The following is a 20875-nucleotide window of genomic DNA, read 5'->3' as shown; positions in this document are numbered from 1 at the left end:
CCCCTTACATCATAATCAAATTGTTTCGATATCTTCCGACGACTACGGTAATTCCAAAGGTTTTGAGTCAGTACAAGCTACCTGTAATCCCGATTTCCAAACCGTGCGGGCCTCGGGTTTATTAAGCAGAACTTCCCTTTCCGACCGCTCTCGGAACAATACCATATCAGCCGGAGCGCCGACCCTAATGCCATAATTATCAATGCCTAACGCCTGTGCCGCGTTATGCGTCAGCATGTTGGTCAAGATGAGCGCATCCCGTTTGCTACCCATGTACGAAGTAATCGCCAATAGCCAGGCAGCCTCAATCGGGTCTGCCTTGCCAAACGGCGTGAATGGGTTGCGCACATTATTGACGCCAATTGCCACATTCACTCCACAATCCTGCAGCAGTTTCACGGGAGTGAGACCTCTATGATGTCCTTCTGGGCCTTCTCTTCCATTCAAAAAGAGGTCTGTCATCGGCAACGTAATGATGCTGATCCCGGCATGACACAGAAGTTCTCCGATAACCAAAGCTTCGTGTTCAGGGAGGGAACCGAGCGAGGTTACATGTCCGGCCGCTACATGCCCCTGCATTCCTGCAACAATTGTCCTTTTTGCAATTTCCACAACGGCACGGTCGTTGGAATCCACCGAAAAATCCGCGTGAAAATCCAGCGGTTTTCCGTACTTCCCTGCCAGACCAAATGCAAAATCCAAGTGCTCCCCCAGGTCTGCATCCTGATACGTGATTCCTCCAATCACATCGGCTCCCATACGAATGGCCTCTTCCATCAGCTCAGCAGTCCCCGGACTCTTATACACCCCTTCTTGCGGAAAGGCAACTACCTGTAAATCCAGTTGATGTTTTAAGGATTGTTTGAGACGAAGAGCAGATTCGACAGCTCTGAGTCCAAGAACCGGATCAACCTCTGCATGGCAACGCATATGGGTTACACCATTCCTGACGGCTTCTCGAATGACAACCAGCGAGCGCCGGTACATGTCCTCCCTCGTGAACGAACTTTTCAGTTTGGATGTTATCCGAATTGCGTCCTGAAGAGACTCCGCCTCCCGATCCATGGAATCCAGCAAATATGCTTTTTCCAAATGAATATGCGGTTCGACGAATCCGGGCAGCAATAAGCCCCCTTTGCCCTGCACTACACGAGACGCTTCGGTTTTGCTTTCCCCGCACGGCGTGACAAATGCAATCTTGCCTGAGGATATCCCGACATCCATTCGCCTTTCATCCCCGGAAATTACCGTATCCGTGATAAGTAGATCAATCATTACATCCTCCGTTCATGTACGCTTTTATTACACGCAAGAAACACTTTAAGCATAATTCACTCCTTATGAGAAATCATTGGATGAAAAGGATAAAAATAATTAGCAATCTTGGATGATCAAACCAAAGATATTTACTCCACATGATCGTAGTGTTATATTACTTAACAATAAAATAACTTGTTCCAGAAAGGGATGGGTCGATGTGCTGCTGACAGATTTGCTGAAAAACGGCATTTACGATGATGCCAGAGTGATTACGGGGCATAAGGGTCTAGTACGTGAGGTTCAAACGGTCAATATTATGGACTGTCCGGATATCATTCGCTTTCTAAGGCCGAACGAGCTCTTGCTGACCAACGGCTTTTTCATGAAGCAGCAGCCAGAGATGTTTATTCATCTAATCAGAGACATGCAGCGTCTTCATTGCTCGGGGTTGGCTATCAAAACCAAGCGCTTTGAATTGCCGATCCCTGATGAAATACTTTGGGAAGCGGACAAGAACGAATTTCCCATCATCGAAATTTCCGATGTCCGCCTATCCCTCGGCGAAATTTTGCAGCGATCGACCAGTGTGATTCTGAATAACAAGAGTGACGAACTTCAATATGCACTCAGCATCCACAAAAAATTCTCCGAGATGATCATGCGTGGCAAAGGAATTTCCAGCATTATCGATTCCCTGTCCAAACTGTTCTCATCCCCAGTCATCCTGTTAAACTACAAATGGCAAACCATCTCCGCTTCCAGCCAGAATACAAGTATTGCTGAACTCACTGCAGTCGCTGTAAATACACTTCAAGACTTGTCCGATATTTCTAGTCCTACTTCGTTGTGCTTCATCAACACATCAGTCCGAGAGCGTTGCTGCATGTTAATATATCCGGTGAAAACTTACCGCCACGAAGGCTATTTGTTATCCTTTCATTCCCCGGATGAATGGACTGGCCTTTTTGGTCTGACGCTTGAGCAGGCCTCCAACGTCATTGGAATGGAGCTGACCAAATCACAGGCTGTCAAAGAGCGCTCCCGCAGACACAAAAACGAGTTCTTTTCCGATCTGATTGAGGGATATATCACTTCTGAGCAGGAGGCGCTGAACCGCGGCAAGAGATGCGGGCTTAACAAGGGGCGTGCAAGTGTCGTGCTGACCATGCGTAATGACGAGGTGCATCACATGCATCAAAGATTTCCTAATCACGAAGGTTCGGTGCCTCCAAAAGGAGATAATATCACGGAGCAAGAAGAGCAATACGAGCACATCAAACGTGTTTTTGGTGGGTTAGATCATTCCTTCGTCATGTTTACCAAACATGATACCTACTGTCTTCTATTATCTATCCCTGAGTGTGGGTGGGATGAGGCGAAAATCACCGAGCAGCTGTCAGGAATGCTTAAAGAGCTGCATCATGAGACTGGACTGAGTCTGTCTATCGGCATTGGCAAACCTGCAACAAATGTACTCGGCGTTCGTCATTCTTATACAGAAGCGGTTAATGCATTGCAATTCGGCTACTGGTTAAAACGCAAGCGATTCGTCCAATCTTACCAAGCCAAGGACATCGGATATTTATTCCACATGCTTCCCCACAACGAATTGAAACAATTTTACGACGCGACCTTAAACGGCCTGCTGCACATTGCAGACGAACATGAAAGAAAAGAGTTGCTGCGCACCTTGAACGCTTTTTACGATACACAATGCCAGCTTGTCGAAACATCCAAGCAACTTTTCGTTCATCGAAATACGGTGGTGTATCGACTGGAAAAGTGTGAGAAACTCTTGGGTGTGAAACTCAAAGATCCAACTGAAAGCTTACGAATCCGCATAGCGATAGCCATCGAACCTCTGCTACTTCAATAAGACGAAGTGAGAAATCGTCTAGTAAGGCTCTATTCCCACACAAAGTTATTCCGAGCGTTTAATCTACCTTACATCACCGGAACAAAAGTAATGTTATCAGCAATATGAGCACGGTACTAGTAGAGCGTCCTTGTCCGTTCTGCAGGAACATGGAGAGTATAATCGCGAGCGACAGGCCATCAGCATACTCGACGCATCATAAGCAGGCTGACATTGTACATCCAATATTCGCCGTATATTGTAATTTTCGAAAAACCTATTTGTTTTAGCGACTCATCAAATTCTTCTTGAGTTCGGAACTTTAGCTGCATTTTTTCAATACATCATGATAATATAAAAAACCTCAGCTGAGTTATCCGAGCTGAGGTTAAAAAATTAAATATTTTGTGTTATCTTTATTTGATTCTGTTGAATACTTGAGTCACATCTAGCTTCTTCATTTAATAACTTCAACCTTTTTATCCCCTGCTGTTTTCGCTACCTCTAACGTTGTGTTACCTTGGATAGCGACTATCACGCCAGTAGCCAGCATAGAAACGATTAAAGCTGCGCTGAGGGCTGTGGAAGTTTTCTTCTTCACCATAACCATACCTCCGATATCGTATGCTTAGACTCACTGATAAATTGAAATATTTAACTTTTTTGATGGGTAATCCACCTGGTGATTGTATTATAACGTACTGACAATGATTGTAAAAGGTTTTTCCTTGTGCAGCTAAGTTAGCAACTTGGAATTTGCGCAGTGTTTAGCTTTTTGACCATTCGATATGAGGGTAAGTCTACCAAGGCAATTATTTAAAATCTTGCATTAAATCATCGATGACTGTTTTTACAGTTCTAATCTCTTTAATTGGTGTGATTCCTGTGCCAACAGTGACATAGCCATCGTCTGTATTGCCTTCTAGCATTCCGATACGCATTCCAATTGATCCACGCATCAATTTTGCTGTTTCTTCACGACTGGCACCTTGTTTATCCATTTCGACTAGTTTATTCGCCAATTTAGTAGGTAAAGAACGATAGTATGCTGGTAAAGTACGAAACATTTGTAAATCTTCTGCTGTGGCATCAACAATCATTTGCTTTACATTTTGAGCTGTCGGATTTTCTTTTGTCGGAATAAAGACACTGCCAGCAAACACACCTTCAGCACCTAAAGCAAATGCGGCACGCACTCCTCTAACGTCTCCAATACCACCAGCTGCCATTACAGGAATATTTATAGCATCAACAATCATTGGAACAATCGAAAATGTTCCAATAACTCGTTCTGGAACCGTACCACCTTCATCAAATCCAGTCGCTACATAAACATCTATTCCAAATTTTTCTGCAGCTTTTGCATTTTCAATAGTAGGCGTAAGGGGTCTATAAACAATTTTAATATTGTTTTCTTTTAATGGTTTAAAGATCCTATCATCCAGTGTATCATTCACCAGAACAACAGGGACTTTCTCGTCAATAACTGTTTCTATAAGTGGCCATGTGTATGCTAAATCACGATTCACGATCACTGGAATTCCGAATGGCTTATTCGTTAAAGTTTTTGTTTTTTGTATTTCAGTTCTCATTCTTTCCGCACTTATTTCGGGTGAGCGAGTTATATCAACCTGACCGGCATTTGGACCTAGAAATCCTAATCCACCTGCATTGCTTATTGCTGCAACAAATTCGGCATTAGTAACCCAAGACATTGGTCCTTGTATAATCGGCTTTTTAATATCTAATATTTCACATACTCTGTTAGTCATTTTGTTTGTTTTCCCCTTGTTAAATGAATTTTATATTATTACTTCGTATAATTATTTTCTGGGTAAGGTAAACCTAAATTTCCCCGAAGTGTGTCGTCCTCATATTCCTTACGGAATATGCCTCTATCTTGCAAGATAGGAACAACCAATTGGATAAAGTCCTTAAATCCTGCAGGATGATCTTGTCTAATCAGCAAGATATCCATGACGCCTTCTCGATACCAATGTTCAATTTGTTCGGCAACCTGCTCTGCCGATCCTATCAATCCAGGTTTCGGCATTCGATAACCTTTAGGCATCCATGATTCAATTTCCCTTAGCTTTTCAAGGGCTTCTTTTTCCGTTCTACCAATGATCGGGTTATGAGAAGGCATCATCAACAGGTCATATGGTGAACGCCTTTGATTTTGAACTTTACGTTTAAGTTCATTAGTAAATGCCTTGAGATATTCCAAATCATGTCCAGGTGCCATGATGACTTCGGCATGCTGTGCAGCAATATCCATGAACTCCGGTGAAGTGCCCGCTTGAAAGACCACTGGTCTTCCTTGCCTCGATCGACTGATGTTTAAGGGTCCCTCCACGGAAAAGTAATTCCCGGTATAATCTAGTGGATGCATTTTACGCGGGTCATAAAATACTCCACGTTCCTTATCACGTATAAAGGCATCATCTTCATACGAGTCCCAAAGTCCTTCAACAATCTCCAAAAACTCTTTTTTCATGGGATAAAGATCTGCTTTCTTCAGATGGGACCGACTGTAATTGGCTAACCCTCCAGGATTGGAGGTGATTGCATTCCACCCTGCTCTGCCCTTGCTAATTTTATCAAGGGAAGCAATTTGCCTAGCAACCGTAAAGGGATCAGCATATGAAGTCGCTATCGTAGCGGTTAAACCAATAGAATGAGTTACCATACTCAATGCAGATAAAATGGATACACCCTCAAACATGCTTAGATAGTGCGGGATCATGCCAGGTCCGATATGACTTACGTCTGCTAAAAAGATGAGATCGAACTTCCCCTGTTCAAGTTGTATAGCTTTCTGTACGTAATACTCAATATTTTCACTGGCATCTGCTGGAATATGTGGGTGTCTCCAACCCGTGTAATTCCATCCCACGCCATCAATAATTCCTCCTAGTTTAAGCTTTCTTTCTTCCATAATTGAATGATCTCCTTTTCACGAGTTCACTTACTTTCCTTGTAGAACACCTAATTCCTTAGCCAATAATTTATGCCCTTTCTTCCGACTCTCTTGATTTGGATAGAAGTCAGCAATCTGTTACTCCTTGCCCTCTTAAGTTTATTATTTAGCTTGCTAACTATAGGAGTGAAAATATTTGGTTGTGAGCCAATCTTAAGCGTAATCGTTTCGTTTGCAAAGAGGGCAATTTAAATGAACATAGTACATCTTTTTGTACGTATAGATTGGGAGTGGTTTGAAGATTACACCCTATTTCTAATAATGAGTCTTTCTTTCCAACCCAAAAGGCCATCCTTTTTTTTGGATGGCCGTGTGTGTGCTTTGATACAAACCTCCAGTTGTCGTCCACTTTGAGTCTATCCTAACCAATATAATTGGAATATCTATGAGATACGCCATCATGGAATAAATTTTGATTATTTTGTTAATACCCATTTTTGTCGATCAAGTGATGGATTCAGTTCACTTAGGAAGAGTTTGGTCCCATCTGCCGATACTTCTAATGCTTTTTGATGATGAGCTGAAGTAATATGAACTGATCCGTCTTTGTTCTGGTGAAGGACCCAACGCTGGTTGTTATACCCTAAGTAATGATATAGCTGAAGTTTGTTTTGTCCTATATCCAGATCAAGCGTCTGACCGGCCGTAGTACGAATTGAATACGAACCTGCTTTGTCGCCTGTCGGAACAAATACCCAATTTTGGACGGAAGCTGCACTTGCATCTTGCAAGGTAACCGGCTCCCCGTTGACAAGGTTCGCGGTATAAATGGATTTCTGTGTTGCGGCATTTACAAGGCTGGACTTGGTGAGGTTTGCAGGTTCACCGTTACTCACATTGACGTTCTGATAAGATGCGGAGCCGCCAAATACATGGAGTCCAAAGTGGCCTTCTGCAAAAGTACCATCCATGAGATCTATGACTTTTTGACTGTCCACGTGAACGACAATATGCGGACCATTCGCTTCTATTTTCACCTTATACGTTTGACCTGGCTGAATGAAAGTGGGTACTTTTGCAAGAACCTGCCGTTCTTCAAAACCTCCATTGATTTTGTAGAACAGACGGATTGCCTTCATGTTAGGGTCTAGATTCAGATAATAACCACTGCGACCATCTTCGCTAGCCCTGAACAAAATAGAACCTGCCCCTCCTGTTTCACCGAGCATCATGTCTGCTTCATACGTAAAATTCCCAGCCTCCTCTTTGGCAATATAATTCGCATCGCTAAAATATTTACCACGGATCCCATGTTCACTAACTAACCATGAAGCAGCAGACAGATCTTTAGTCCATCCACTCAGGTTTGTCCGGAACTCGCCACCTGAGACTTTAACGAGCACACTAGTGGAAGTTTTACCATTCGGAGTAGACACGGTGACTGTGGACTCCCCTTCTTTTTTTGCCTTAATAACTGCGTGTGAATTGTCTACCGAGACTATGGCTATTACTTCGTTATTACTGGAATTCCACTTAAGCGGTTGAACGCCTAGACCTTGGCCATACTCGACCATCGCCTGCAGTGTATCCAACTCACCTCCCCCCAGTTCCCGAACCCTCGTATCCATCTTTATTTGAGCTTTTGAAGGAATGTTCTCATTCCAGACAGATTGAAGTTGATGCACTTTCAAGGAAACAACGTTCACATTCCCACCTTTCACGTAAAAACTCATCGCTCTACTGGCGGGATCCGGAAATATAACATCTGAAAAGACGACTTTGCCGTTGTTACCAAAGGCTTCAACAGAAGACTCATCCACAAGAATACGCATCTTGATCCGATTATTCTCCATTTGCGTAGGCGCTTCTTGTTTCTTACTGAAAAGGTTAGAAAAATCCGTTTCACCGGATGCAGTTCGGTCCACAAACATACGACTATCACTTGCCTTATAACCCACGACCGTCTTCTGATCTGCACCCTCACGAATGTTAAAGCCAAACTCGGTCACTGTGCTGGCTTCAGGGATTTCAATTTCAGCTTCAATTTCATAAGCGCCTGAAATAATACCTTTTAGCAGATTCCCGGAAGAAGGACTCACCGACTTGTTGGAAGCAGCATACAAAGGTTTACGCAGTGATTCCAATTCTTTAATTGGACTTTGCGTCATCCGAATTCCATCTTTGGTTGTTACCAATGATACTTCTCTCGGAATGGATAGTTCACCTTTCCAATTCGACGTTGGGAAAGCAAACGGATAGTCCCAATTCGTCATCCACGCCATCATCACTGTGCGATGATCAGGCATGTTAGCAAAAGACATCGAAGCGTAAAATTCTTTACCAAAATCTGTTCTTAGCACCTTACCCACCGGATTATCGTTCACGAATTTACCATCAGCTGTTAAATGACCGATAAAATACTCGGCATCTGATCCACCTGTTTTGGGATTCTCTCCTGTACTGATCATCATAACCCACTTCTTCTGTGACGTTCCGTCTACCGGAAGCTGGAACAAATCTGGGCATTCCCATACGCCTCCGCGGACATAATCCCCATATCCCCAATTATCTGTCAATGTCCAGTCAAGTAAATTCGTTGACGTGTAGAAACGAATATGATCTCCTCCGGACACAACCATAACCCAGCGGTTATTCTCATCATCACGGATTACTTTCGGATCGCGGAAATCCCAATTCCCAGCTTCATTTCCGCTCTTACCTGGGTTCTCGATCACAATCGGGCGTTCCTTCGAATACTCCCAAGTACGACCTTGGTCTTTACTGTAAGCCAGACCTATACGCTGGTTCCCATTCGGGCTATCCGGATTAAAGGAAGTATAGTATGCAATAAGACCCTTGCCTCCTGAATCTCCGAATAAACCAGATGCATTTGTCATATCCGCAACAGCCGACCCAGACCAGACATGTCCGTGATCATTCCAGGGAAGTGCAATCGGAAGCCGTTTCCAGTTCAGCATATCTTTACTTACCGCATGCGCCCATGTTCCTCCATCCTGATGAAAGAGATGATACTCTCCTTCGAAGTAGACAAGTCCATTCGGATCACTCGCTGAACCACGTATTGGCGTGTAGTGATATTGTGGACGATATATCTCATCGTAATATTGGCTCAGTTCTGTCACATAAGTATCCTGGAAGTAAGCCGTCCCCTTTTTTACGACGATTCCGGTACTTCCACTCCTGTAGGTTGAATCTTTCACGTCAATTGCGGCCGTAGTGTATCCGTCCAGGAAGACCTGAATTCGATCTCCCTTTGCCTTGATTTCCACATGATGTTGGGCTCCCATCTGACTCGGATAAGTACGTTGCGAACTTGCAATTACTGTTCCTTTTGTATTCGCCAAACTTACACGGACCTGAACTCCTTCCTTTGTAAGAGTAGCTTCATATCCTTCGGTTCCATCGGTTGAAGATCGAAATGCGAGAGCTGCAATAGAATCAGGACGAAGGGTAATATTCCCTTCATACACCATATCAGTCGCCTCTTTATTATAGATTTGCTGTGCGTTGCTCTCCTGTTCTACCGTCCCTCTTTTGCCGTTGATATCAGGCTGCCATTTTCCCTTGCTAGCAAGCACTGTACCCAAATTACCTTTCAGATCGCTCACCACGATGTTCGAAAACAAGGCAGATCCATCGTATACATGTAGTCCAAGTTTTCCGCTTTGATACGAAATGTCTTGAACATCAATCAATGGTTTATATTGATTGCCCCAATATACTTTTAGCGAGGAACCTACTGCTTTCACTTTGAGATGATAGATTTGCCCCATTTCAACAGAAACTTTACGCTCCTCCTTTAATTTCCCATCTCCATTTGTTGCATCTCTTAACCGGATCAGACCTGCGTCCGGAACGATTTGCAGCATGTACGAGTTAAAGCCATCCTCATTAGAGCGAAACAACAATGTGGCGTCTGCCTTCGTATCCCTGATCATAACATCAGCTTCATAGATAAAATCGTCTGACACCGTCTCTGAGATGGCCATTACATTTTCTTTAGGCTGCGAAGTCAGCAAGATTCCTTCTGAAGTATCCTCTAATCCCCCTTTTCCTTTCACTTGCCAGCCTATCAAATTGGTATTTGATTTGGATGCGCTTTCAAAAATATCAAGCTCCTCCTTTGCCTGTTTATTTGTTTCCTGATCAGCGAGCACAGCACTAGCCGCAACTGAGTTAGATGTAAAAATACCGTTTGAAGTCAGAGCTAATCCTGTTGCCATCAGAAGACTTATTGCGAATTTAGATTTATCTTTCATTCCATACCCTCTTTTCTATTGGATTTAAAGTTACGTTTAACCCGAGTAATCTTAGATCAGGTGAATAATGTATTTGCGGTCTGTATTCATTTTTATAAATAAAGTTTTCTGTCCCAAAACTTTAATTCACACTCCTCTAAGGCTATTTAGAATCTAAAAGAAGTAATATGCATTCCTTATTAACAAAATAATTCACTTGTTTTCATTTGTCAAAGTATTTTTGTATAAATGAACATTATTTTTTATGTATATATCTGTTTAGGTTTACATTTGCACAATTTATGACTGGTTTTTTGAAAGTAACAACTTTATATAAGTTGATTTGATCGTTTTTTATTATTGTTTTTAAATCTACTGATTTACAAATGTAAATTGAAGGTGGTTGTTGAAAAGCCCTAATTCGGGAGTCAGTACATCTCCTTGATTTTGAATCCAATTGCTGCAATTAGTTGGATGCGTATTGTTCCGACAAAACAAAAAAAGCCGCTATAATAGCGACTTTAATTGGAATATGTTCCTGTCCCGCGACAGGTTAATAAATTAAACTTCTCGCTTATGCTTTAACAACTTCAACCTTTTTATCCCCTGCTGACTTCGCTACCTCTAACGTTGTGTTATCTTGGATAGTGACTATTACGCCAGTAGCCAGCATAGAAACGATTAAAGCTGCGCTGAGGGCTGTGGAAATTTTTTTCTTAACCATAATCATACCTCCGATATCTATTTTGTTGTAATAAGCGGCTCAAAGAACTATGAAGAGCCGAGTGTAACAAGATATTACAATATTTCACTTTTTTTGTTGGGGAATCTACCTGGTGATTGTATTATAACGTACTGCCAATCATTGTAAAAGGGTTTTTTCCTTGTGTTCAAAGATGTAAAGTATCCACATATTCAATAAACCTTTTCGCTGCTGGGGAAATATTATGATCATCTCTCCACTTTAATCCTATTTCCCAGTACCATCCTTCATCAATGATAGGGATCCAGACCAATTCATCTAACATTAAACCCAGCGTCTTAGGCAGCACTGATACACCCAAACCTGACTTTATAAAACCGGCTACAGTGATCAGGTCCTCCGCTTCATAGGCCGAAGCAAGAAAAAATCCGGTATGTTGGAACCGGGATATAATCGTTGCTTTTAATCCACAGTTATTTTTCAATCCAATAAATGGCTCGCCAGACAGCTCTGCCAAACTAAGAGCGCTACAATCTGCATAACGATGTTGGGAGGGAACAACAATGTATAAAGGAACATTCTGAATAGTCTTCCAGTGATGATTATCCATAGTAGATTCCCTCGATGTAATCATAACATCCGAAAACCCTTGCTCCAGATGTTCATCAATATCCCCTAAGTTCCCTTGTGTCAATTCGAATCGAACTTTGGGATACTTCAATTGATAACTCCGGATTAGACTTGGGATCAATTCAACCCCAAGAATGTTTAGATAAGACAACGTAATCACACCCGTATCCGGATTGGACCACTCTTCGATTTCCTTTAGGCCATTTTCAATATTTTGTAGGGCTCTACCAATCCATTTAGAAAACATGGTACCGTTTCGGTTCAGCTTTATATTTCGTCCATTTCGCTCAAATAAAGGAGCTCCTATTTCGTTTTCGAGCTTGGCAATTGCATGACTTAATGCTGGCTGAGTAATACCAAGTTTTTTGGAGGCTAGGGTCATATGTTCAAGCCGTGCAACGGTCATAAAGTATTCTAATTGTGTAAGTTCCATTAAAACCACCCCTCCACATATTAATATTATTCATCATTTTTATTATTATAATAAATTGGACGTTATGAAAGTAGCAAGTGTAATATTAGTTCTAGCTCCTCTCGAACAACACATCAAGCTTTAGAGACAGAGCAATTTTAAATTAAATATTGAATACCATCACTAGGAGGAATAGTTATGCATAAAGAATTTGAGTTCTCTGTATCGGAATTTGAAGGTAAAAAGGTGCTCGTAACCGGAGGAACAAAGGGAATGGGGCAAGCTGTTGTAAAAAGACTTGCAAACGGCGGAGCTACTGTCCTTACTACTGCCCGTTCCCTATCAACTGACTTACCAAATTCGGTCAAATTTGTGCAAGCAGATGTCGCCACACCTGAAGGTGTAGAGCAAATAATTACAGCAGTAAAAGAGCAACTTGGAGGTATCGATATTATTGTCCATTGCGTAGGTGGATCAACGACACCACCAGGGGGCGCACTTGTATTGAGTGATGAGGATTGGCTTCATACATTAAATTGGAATTTACTCGCAGCAGTTCGACTTGATCGTGGCTTAATTCCACTTATGTTAGAAAATAATTCAGGCGTTATTCTTCATTTCACTTCCATCCAGAGACGTTTGCCTTTATATGAAACTACACTGGCTTATGCATCTGCCAAAGCCGCGCTGGCTAATTATAGCAAGGGATTATCGAATGAATTTTCCCCACAAGGAATTCGCATAAATACGTTGTCTCCCGGGTTTATTCAGACAGAAGCAGCTGACGCATTAATTGATCGGATCGCAACGGAAACCGGAAGTCGAGAAAGTGCGCTTGAACAACTTATGACTTCACTCGGAGGTATTCCAATTGGTCGGCCAGGATTTCCTGAAGAAGTCGCTGAGCTGGTCGCATTTCTGGTCTCAGACCGAGCAGCATCTATTACAGGTAGTGAATATGTCATAGATGGGGGAACTATCCCTACCGTCTAATAATTAATTAATAAAGGGAGAGAACAATATGGATCTCAATCATTTACCGTCTGTAATTGCCAAATACATTACTGCATCTAACAAGCCAGACCCAGTAGTATTTGTAGATTGTTTTTCAGAAAATGCCGTTGTGATGGATGAAGGAAAAAAGCGAAATGGCAAACAGGCGATTCGGGAATGGAGTGATCAAAACCATTTCGCGGCGAATGTAACGTTAGAGCCAACAAAAGCCAAAAAAATAGGTGATGAAATTGTGTTAACATGCAAGCTGGATGGTACCTACGATAAGACGGGTCTACCCGATCCGCTATTATTGAATTATCATTTTGTTATTAATGACGATAAGATCATTAGACTTTCCATTTTCTAAAGATATCCAAATGGCTTGTCCGCCACGGGCTGCAGTAATAAGCTCTCTTTGTACATGATTTGAACAAAAAGATGCCCCCACAATGATGTATTTGATCATGTAGGGGGCATCTTTTAAATCACGACAGCCGTTCAACATTAATCAAAGGCTGTATTTTGATGTCGAAGTCAACATTAATTTTCATATTTTCCCAATATCTCAACCATTGCTCTTCCGTTATTGGTTTAGAAAAAGGCTTAAGTGAATGTGTTCCGACCTCTAAGGGATCCACTTTCAACCGTTGCATACTTTTTAATAATTCTGACGTTTGTTCCTCAAGGTATACCTCAATCTCATGAATTAAATGTTCCAATTGTTCCTCGCTTTGAATATTCTTTTCTCCCTGGTATTCCTCAATTCTTCCTTTCAATCCCACATGTAAAGATAAGGATGAATAGTCACTTGATAGTTTCATGCGAATATTGGATCGAACACGTCCCAAACTGATAGATAACTTTGGAATGGCCAAGACTTTTAAGAAATGATCGTTATCCAGAAGTTGAAAAATTTCATCACTTACGTCTTGAGTAACCATTACTTCTTTATCATTTTGGAAAAAGGCCGTTCCTACGTAATTGAAATTGTTTTTATCCGCATGAAAAACCGGCAGGATCGGATCCTTAAGAGGGGAATATAACATCTTCATAAATTGATGAATATTGACAATGCTCATTTCACCTTGGTTATGTTGCTCGTAATGCTTTAACATCCGATAAAGAAAATAATCTTGGTTTTCTTGCTTCGTCAATTGATTTTTTATGTATTCATCAAAATCGCCTCTGACGATCAATAAGTAGACATGCATTGAAATATCGGGATCAACCAATATCGTATTGATCAGCTTTTCAATGCCTTCTTTTGTTGCCAGTTCCTCATTGATTAATAACATTCGCAGCTGCCCCTGCTTTAATTCCCGATAATAAATTAAATTAAACTCCTTGCCTCCCTGTTTTAACAGATCAACTTCCTTGGAGAGAAAGCGTTTTTTTTCTTTGATGAGTGGAGGCACTAAAGTGCTGATTTTAAACTTTCCTTCCGTCCCCTTGTCAACAGACCAGAAAACTACCGGGGCGATCTCTTCGATCATATTGCTCTCGACATATGGAGAAGAACAACCGGCCACCCACATAAGGCTTACAATCGCCAATAAACCATAATGCTTGTATGATACCATACCTACACTCTCTCCTTTCGTTTAACCATAGTGAAAAGGATCGTAGGAACCAGTAAATAAATGAATGCACTAAGCCAAATTTGAATGTTCAGTAACATCTTTTGACCCGGAACCGTTTGCCATAACCATTGCTCCATTATAAAGATACTTATCAAAATGACAAACCAACTCGACAATAATCCGATCCGAGTTGTGCCTTTGTTCATTTTTTTCATAAAGACTCTTGCGGCTCCATATAAACACAACAAAAGAATTGAAATGTCAAATACATAATTAAACATTTGGAAAGAGATAAGGATGTAATCGATTCGTTCTAAACCGCTCGTTTGAATGTAACTTCCCATATATACTACCGGAAAGTTGATCTTGCTTAAGAAGTTCGAACCGTAAAACAATACCGAAGCAATGAACACTAATGAATATTCCAAGATCGTCAGCATGTTTCCAATGACAAGATACTTCGATATTTTTTTATTGGAGCTCAACCATGGAACCATAAAGGCCAAATATACTGGACCGGAAAATGCCGACCAAATAAACAACAAGCCCTGCCATGAATGTCCTGACCATTCAGTGGGGATTAGAGGATACAAATCGCGGTAATTTGCAATCGTTGGAAAGAAAAAGGGAATAAACATGATTAAGATCCACGCCCCGCAAAGAAAGGCGATAACGACAAAACGCAATGTTTTCTCCATACCATGTGAAGCCACAAATAAACTGATCGAAAGAATAACTAGGATCAGCCACTTTTTATTCATTGATGGATATATAAAATTATGGAGCATTTCAACATAACCCAGTGTGATGATTGAAATTTTTAACAGTATTATCACAAAACCAAGTATTGCGAAAACTTGAACCGCCCGTTTCCCAAAAAGCTGTACAAATCCTTGATAGCCTTTCGATGCATAACTGGAAGTAAACCATTTGGATAACATCATCAAATTAAGTTGGGACAGTAGCCCCAAGGCGACAATTCCCCAGACCATATAGGAATGAACCAAATAAACCGGCATGATTAAAATAAAATAATGCATTTGCGTTCGATTAACCAATAAAAGAAAATGGATGCCGCCAAGGGTGGAAGTTTGATTGAATAGGGATAAAGTCTTCATTTCTTCATCTTCTCCTGTCGCCATTTCTGTAGTGGTTTTAGGTTATGCGGACGCGTTTTCATCCAAATCAAAGGCCCGCGAATAAAGAGGTCGATCCAATCCTTCCCATAAAAAGGTGAAAGCGGCGCTAAATAAGGTTGACCTAATGACGTTAATGCATGGAGATGCGCAAGAATCCCAATTATCCCGACCACGATTCCTGGCAGCCCAAGAAACGATGCAAGGATAAGAAGAAGCAATTGCAACAGAACCATGGATTTTGTCATTTGATAATTGGGAACTAAAAAGAAAGTAATAGCGGATATACCCATCAAAACAATTAATACTTTACTTGCAAAGCCTGCCTCAACAGCCGCTTGTCCAATGACAATACCACCGATAACCCCTAGAGTTTGACTGGTTTTGGTCGGCATTCGCAAACTTGCTTCTTTGATGATTTCCAGCGTTACGATCATGAAAATTCCTTCCACAAACGGAGTAAAGGGCAATTTGCTTCTCGATTCCAATAATACGAAGAGAATCGGCAGCGGAACCATTTGGTAATGAAATGTCGTTAACGCAACATAAAAAGGAATCATCGTCAAAGAAATAATAAAACTTCCATACCTCATTAAACGTAAAAAACTGGCTACCGGCCAACGAAGGAAGTAGTCTTCTGGTGATTGGAATAGATGGAATAATGTAATGGGACAAATTAAAGCAAACGGTGAATTGGAGACTAATAAAGTCAGCTTACCCTCACCTAAGGCGAAGGCGCAGGCATCCGGCCGATCCGTTTGTAGAAACTGGGGAAAGACCGTATGGTTATGATCTTCAATAAAAGCTGCAAGCTGTGCGGAGTCTAAAAACTGATCGAAATCCACACTTTCAATTTTTTCTCTTGCAATGGAAACAAATTCCGGATTAATTATTCCGTCTATGTACATTAACACAACTTTTGTTTTACTCAGTGATCCGATAGTGAAGCTTTCCGTTTTTAATGTCGTTATAGGCAAACGTCTGCGCAACATTGTAATGTTATTATCGATTTGTTCGCTGAAGCTATCTTTCGCTCCATATATAACAGTTTCCGTTTGGGAAGGTTCAATTGCCCGGCCAAGAGGATTTTCCAACTGTATGCCTAGCCATTGATCGTTGACTGAATCGTATAGAAGAATATATCCTTGCATTATTTTTTGCCCAGCATCTTCGATCGATATAACTTCTGAAACATCAGAATTGATTATGCATGAAGAAAGCGAATTTCCGCCTGATTGATGAAGTGGCTGAATAATCGCCTCGTTTAAACGCTCTTGATCTATTAACGTTTTTATAAATAAAAGATGGACTGAAGCACTCGTACCTATTTTGTGCTCAATGATTTCGGCATCTTCCATATGGTTTAATATCTGTTTTAAATCATCAAGCCATGTAGACTTTTGATGATTTTTCATTTGAGGCTCGTGTTTTTCAACCATGGTCTTCTCCTTTATCAAAGTAATAAAATGGTGATAAGGTTAATATCTTGTCCTGTAATCGAAAAATCATACGACCGGCAATGTGTATACTAAGCCTCAACATGTTCGAGAATAAGGGTAAATCGGGATCAGGATTCTTTTATTCGGTGAGAATGCATGTGGTAATCTGCATTTTTTTCAATGCATATGAAACAACCTCAGCCGGTAAAGCGAGCTGAGGTCAATAAATTAACGATTAATGTTTTTTAGTTGCAACCACTACTGTTGGTTTTAATTCTGTTGGCTTTCGCATTAGGTGCTTCGAATACCCCTGATTGGGACTACTAGAATTGCACCTAACTTCTTCATTTAATAACTTCAACCTTTTTATCCCCTGCTGACTTCGCAACCTCTACCGTTGTTTTACCTTCAATTACAGTCCCGTCTCCGCGGACTTATAAATGAATGTAAGGTCAGTGATTCATATAATGGGCATATAGTTGCTCGTAGGTTGTAAAACGTTCGACTTCTCTGCCGACCTTATTATACTCGTCTAGATATTCATCCATCACTTCAAGGAACTTCTCTTTTATATCAGAGCTTGTTGTTCAATTGTTTAATGATGTCTTAGGGCAGATTCGACTTACACAATATGTCAAAAGGTAGGAGCAGGTAATTCATCTATTTTCATACGTAGTAGACTATAGGGTTTTTGTCGCAGGTCTTTTCCGTAATGAAATCTGGCCTGCCTATGTAATTGGTTCACAATTACATATAAACATTGATCCGGACCAATAGAAAAAGTATCCGGCCATAAAATTCTCGGATCATGCGCGATGGTTTCCATGATTCCATTCGGGGATATTTTTCGAATGCTATCGTTTTCATAGTCTCCAGCATAAACGTTTCCTTTTGCATCCGTTATCATTCCATCAGAAGCTCCCTTTTCTCCCCAATACTGCACAAGATAACTTAAATTGAAATCCGGTATTGTTCTGTCTCGCAGGGCTTCTGTTGAGATTGAGTATAGCTGGCGACTGGTTAATGGACAATAGAATAACATTTTTCCATCAGGGGAAATGGCTATACCATCAGAGGCCAATCGAAAGGGCGATGTTGAACCATCCTCGTTTCGATTCATCAAAATTTCACCTTCCACTTTCGGTAAAAAATATGGATCGGGTGAGGTCGAGCTTGCTCCATTTAACCGTCTATACGCATTTCCATTTTCTAAATTTACAACGATAATAGCGCCTGGCCCTCTGGAAGAAGAGTCCGTTATATATGCGAAACCTGCTTTTCCTACACGAAAATCAAATCGGACATCATTCAGATATGTTGTCGGCAAGACCACATCTTCTGCAAAAGTATATACTTTTTTTATTGTATTTGTTTTTAAATCTACAGCGACTAATTTTGCCCCTCCTTTCATAGGCTCAGAAAAATTTGGTGCAGCCGTGTCCAGTACCCACAAGGTTCCCCTTCCATCTGCAACAACACTTTGGACACTGATGAAGGACATTTTGATATTTAATGGGTTGATCAAATTCGTTTCTACATTAGGATAAGGTTGCATCTGACCCTCAACAATTTCCACTACCGTAAATCTAACGTCATCTCCCCATTTTGGAAAACAAATAAAGATACGCCCGGTTTCGGACACACTAACGCCTGTAGGCATAGCCCCGTAAAAGGAATGAACGAGTTCTAACTTGCCGAAATACTTTTCCATAGGTAACATAGGTTTTATGATATCCTCCTTAACATATTTGAATAGATATTACCTATAATATGTTCCAGACTTTTTCTAATACCTGGCCCTTAATCGTCTTTTTCTACGTGTTTTTGAAAATGTCCAAGGAACAAAAAACCAATGCGAACGACAAAATGTCGGTACGCATTGGTTTTATTAAATTTCAGGCTATCCGTCTACTTCAATGTCCGATCTTTTGCTGATCGCTGAACTCATCTTGATTATCTGTTCGCTTTACGTAAGTCACTTATTTTCCATCCTGAGACTGATTACTCTCTGCAGCTTCACGACCGCGACCTCCCATGCCTCCTCGAGTATTATTTTCAGCCAGTTTGGACAGGTCAACCGAAGAAGCATCAATCAGTGAATCCGAGTCCTCTTTTTGTTTCTCGGTCGTGGAAGGGATATCTCCGTCCAGTTGCCCTTGTATACTTTCTGCACGCAGAGAGCCAAGTTTGGTCAATTCTGTAACAGCTTCCTCGTACTTATCATACGTAATAAAAGCTGTAGGGTCTTGCTTCACATATTCCGAGATCATGTTGTTCAGGCTTTGCATTTTTTCTTCAAATTTGCCGTCTGCGAAGTATCCATCTACGATCTCCTGCAAATATTCATGATACTTGGCCTTATACTCCGGAACCTCAAGGAGCTTTCCTAAAATTGGACGTTCATCCAGGCTGACCCCTGATACCGGGGTATCAATTGCCAGATTCACGACATCGGATGCAGAGCCAGCTTGAAATCCACCGAAGGCCATGTTGTAGTCCCAGGGCAACATGCTGATCTGTCCATCGTTTTCATACAGATAATAGTTATGTCCCATGTTGGACGTGTAACTGTCCATATTGACAACGACCGTGTGGGCCGCAAAATATCTCAGAACTTCGTCCACATCCACATATTTCTCCAGTTCGGTACCTGTGCTCAAGTTTTTGAGCGATTCAATGACACGCTGATAATCTTCCTCTGTTGTTTTGGTCTCAGCATTGTCGAAGATGGCGGAGTAACTGGATGATTTGTCATCGGTATACACCAATGAAACACCATTGCCGCTTCCATCCATACCACCTGGACCACGGTTACCCTTAATCCCTGCTTCCGGTAGTGTATTCGCTCCATCTTCCCCTGTCCCGCTGTTCATATTCGGCGGACTTGCACCATCCGGTGGCGCCATACCTTCAGTAGGAGGCTGCATATCTCCATACCCTTGTGCAAAAGGATTGCCATCTGGCCCTCCCATTCCTCCTGCCCCCATGTTGTCATCATTGTTCGGCTTGTAAAGTTCACCCTCATCATTCTTGGCTCGGGCGAGATATCCGCTGTCAATGTCTTCAACAGCCAGGTACAAACCCCAAGTATCTCCATTTACACTAATATTGGAGAATGCGAATAAAGGTGCATCTACGCCAATATAACTCATGATGTCATAACTCAAGTATTCCTTCATATAACTATTGTCGCTAATCATGTTGTTCACAACGAGCTTGTCCAACCCCATCCAAGTTTGATCCTTAACATACTCATCAAATTTGATTTTGAAACTATATCGATCCGTTGTATCATCGCTAGCGACTTGTCGAAGGCTGGAGTTACCCTTTGGACGAATTCCGACGTTTTCAATCGTTGTTCCGTTAATCGTAATATTAGCTGAGATGTACTGCTCCTCATTTGCATTATCCAGCATCTCTTTCCATGCCGCTTCATCCACATCAATCGAAATGGACATAACCTCATTTTTGTTGATTTGATCGGCATACCCTACTGTCTGCGCAGTATTCTCCGTTTTACTCTGATTATCCGTATTCGTTTGTTCTGTTTCAGTCGAATTACTTTCCGAGTCCACACTTCCTTGATTAGTCGAGCTGCATGCCGTCAGCATTGCAGTACATAACACCGCTACACCGATAAATTTAGGCCATTTGTATATACTCATTGCCATCACCTCATGATTGT

The 20875-nt window shown here is 41.4% G+C and carries 15 protein-coding genes; 3 read left to right on the top strand and 12 right to left on the bottom strand.

The annotated features are described in order from the left end of the window. Positions 1-42: 42 nt before the first annotated feature. Positions 43-1275 (bottom strand): amidohydrolase family protein, encoded by a 1233-nt coding sequence (locus tag MKY87_RS01615; RefSeq protein ID WP_340962621.1) that lies wholly within the window; start codon positions 1273-1275, stop codon positions 43-45. A 202-nt stretch (positions 1276-1477) separates the two neighbouring features. On the opposite strand from MKY87_RS01615, the gene MKY87_RS01610 reads away from it, so the two are divergent. Further along, positions 1478-3136 carry a PucR family transcriptional regulator gene (locus MKY87_RS01610; protein WP_340962619.1) on the top strand — a complete coding sequence of 553 codons (1659 nt, stop codon included), beginning with the start codon at positions 1478-1480 and terminating at the stop codon, positions 3134-3136. Between the two features lie 436 nt (positions 3137-3572). Here MKY87_RS01610 and MKY87_RS01605 read toward each other — a convergent pair whose 3' ends face one another. The 6 genes from MKY87_RS01605 to MKY87_RS01580 form a co-directional block, all read right to left on the bottom strand. Continuing rightward, positions 3573-3719 (bottom strand): hypothetical protein, encoded by a 147-nt coding sequence (locus MKY87_RS01605; protein ID WP_339783630.1) that lies wholly within the window; start codon positions 3717-3719, stop codon positions 3573-3575. 208 nt (positions 3720-3927) lie between these two features. Further along, positions 3928-4887 carry an NAD(P)H-dependent flavin oxidoreductase gene (locus MKY87_RS01600; protein ID WP_340962617.1) on the bottom strand — a complete coding sequence of 320 codons (960 nt, stop codon included), beginning with the start codon at positions 4885-4887 and terminating at the stop codon, positions 3928-3930. Positions 4888-4925: 38 nt separating this feature from the next. Further along, positions 4926-6053, bottom strand: a complete 1128-nt coding sequence (locus MKY87_RS01595; protein ID WP_340962615.1) for an NtaA/DmoA family FMN-dependent monooxygenase — start codon at positions 6051-6053, stop codon at positions 4926-4928. Positions 6054-6511: 458 nt separating this feature from the next. Further along, on the bottom strand, positions 6512-10279 hold the full coding sequence (locus MKY87_RS01590) for a GH32 C-terminal domain-containing protein (RefSeq protein WP_445669405.1): 3768 nt from the start codon (positions 10277-10279) through the stop codon (positions 6512-6514). A 589-nt stretch (positions 10280-10868) separates the two neighbouring features. Continuing rightward, the gene (locus MKY87_RS01585; protein WP_338586948.1) at positions 10869-11018 is read right to left on the bottom strand and encodes a hypothetical protein; all 150 of its coding nucleotides are present in this window, start codon (positions 11016-11018) and stop codon (positions 10869-10871) included. Between the two features lie 166 nt (positions 11019-11184). Further along, entirely contained in the window at positions 11185-12060 is an 876-nt protein-coding gene (locus tag MKY87_RS01580; protein ID WP_339783636.1) for a LysR family transcriptional regulator, read from the bottom strand. A 177-nt stretch (positions 12061-12237) separates the two neighbouring features. On the opposite strand from MKY87_RS01580, the gene MKY87_RS01575 reads away from it, so the two are divergent. Both MKY87_RS01575 and MKY87_RS01570 read left to right on the top strand, forming a co-directional pair. Beyond that, positions 12238-13032, top strand: a complete 795-nt coding sequence (locus MKY87_RS01575) for an SDR family oxidoreductase (protein WP_340962612.1) — start codon at positions 12238-12240, stop codon at positions 13030-13032. Between the two features lie 28 nt (positions 13033-13060). Next, positions 13061-13402 carry a nuclear transport factor 2 family protein gene (locus MKY87_RS01570; protein WP_340962610.1) on the top strand — a complete coding sequence of 114 codons (342 nt, stop codon included), beginning with the start codon at positions 13061-13063 and terminating at the stop codon, positions 13400-13402. Between the two features lie 118 nt (positions 13403-13520). Here the strand turns inward: MKY87_RS01570 and MKY87_RS01565 are convergent, their stop codons facing one another. From MKY87_RS01565 to MKY87_RS01545, 5 genes are all read right to left on the bottom strand, one after another. Further along, entirely contained in the window at positions 13521-14615 is a 1095-nt protein-coding gene (locus MKY87_RS01565; protein WP_340962609.1) for a Ger(x)C family spore germination protein, read from the bottom strand. 2 nt (positions 14616-14617) lie between these two features. Then, on the bottom strand, positions 14618-15757 hold the full coding sequence (locus tag MKY87_RS01560; protein ID WP_340962608.1) for a GerAB/ArcD/ProY family transporter: 1140 nt from the start codon (positions 15755-15757) through the stop codon (positions 14618-14620). Further along, complete coding sequence (locus MKY87_RS01555; RefSeq protein ID WP_340962607.1) at positions 15730-17190, bottom strand: spore germination protein; 1461 nt, start codon at positions 17188-17190, stop codon at positions 15730-15732. Before MKY87_RS01555 ends, MKY87_RS01560 begins: the two co-directional genes overlap by 28 nt. A gap of 634 nt (positions 17191-17824) precedes the next feature. Further along, a complete protein-coding gene (locus MKY87_RS01550) occupies positions 17825-18919 on the bottom strand; it encodes an L-dopachrome tautomerase-related protein (RefSeq protein WP_338594974.1) in 1095 nt (364 codons plus the stop codon). A 250-nt stretch (positions 18920-19169) separates the two neighbouring features. After that, complete coding sequence (locus MKY87_RS01545) at positions 19170-20855, bottom strand: CotH kinase family protein (protein WP_338586935.1); 1686 nt, start codon at positions 20853-20855, stop codon at positions 19170-19172. Positions 20856-20875: the final 20 nt, after the last annotated feature.

This window comes from Paenibacillus sp. FSL R7-0198, assembly GCF_038000415.1.
GTDB lineage: Bacteria > Bacillota > Bacilli > Paenibacillales > Paenibacillaceae > Paenibacillus.
This window is presented reverse-complemented; position numbering and strand designations above follow the sequence as displayed.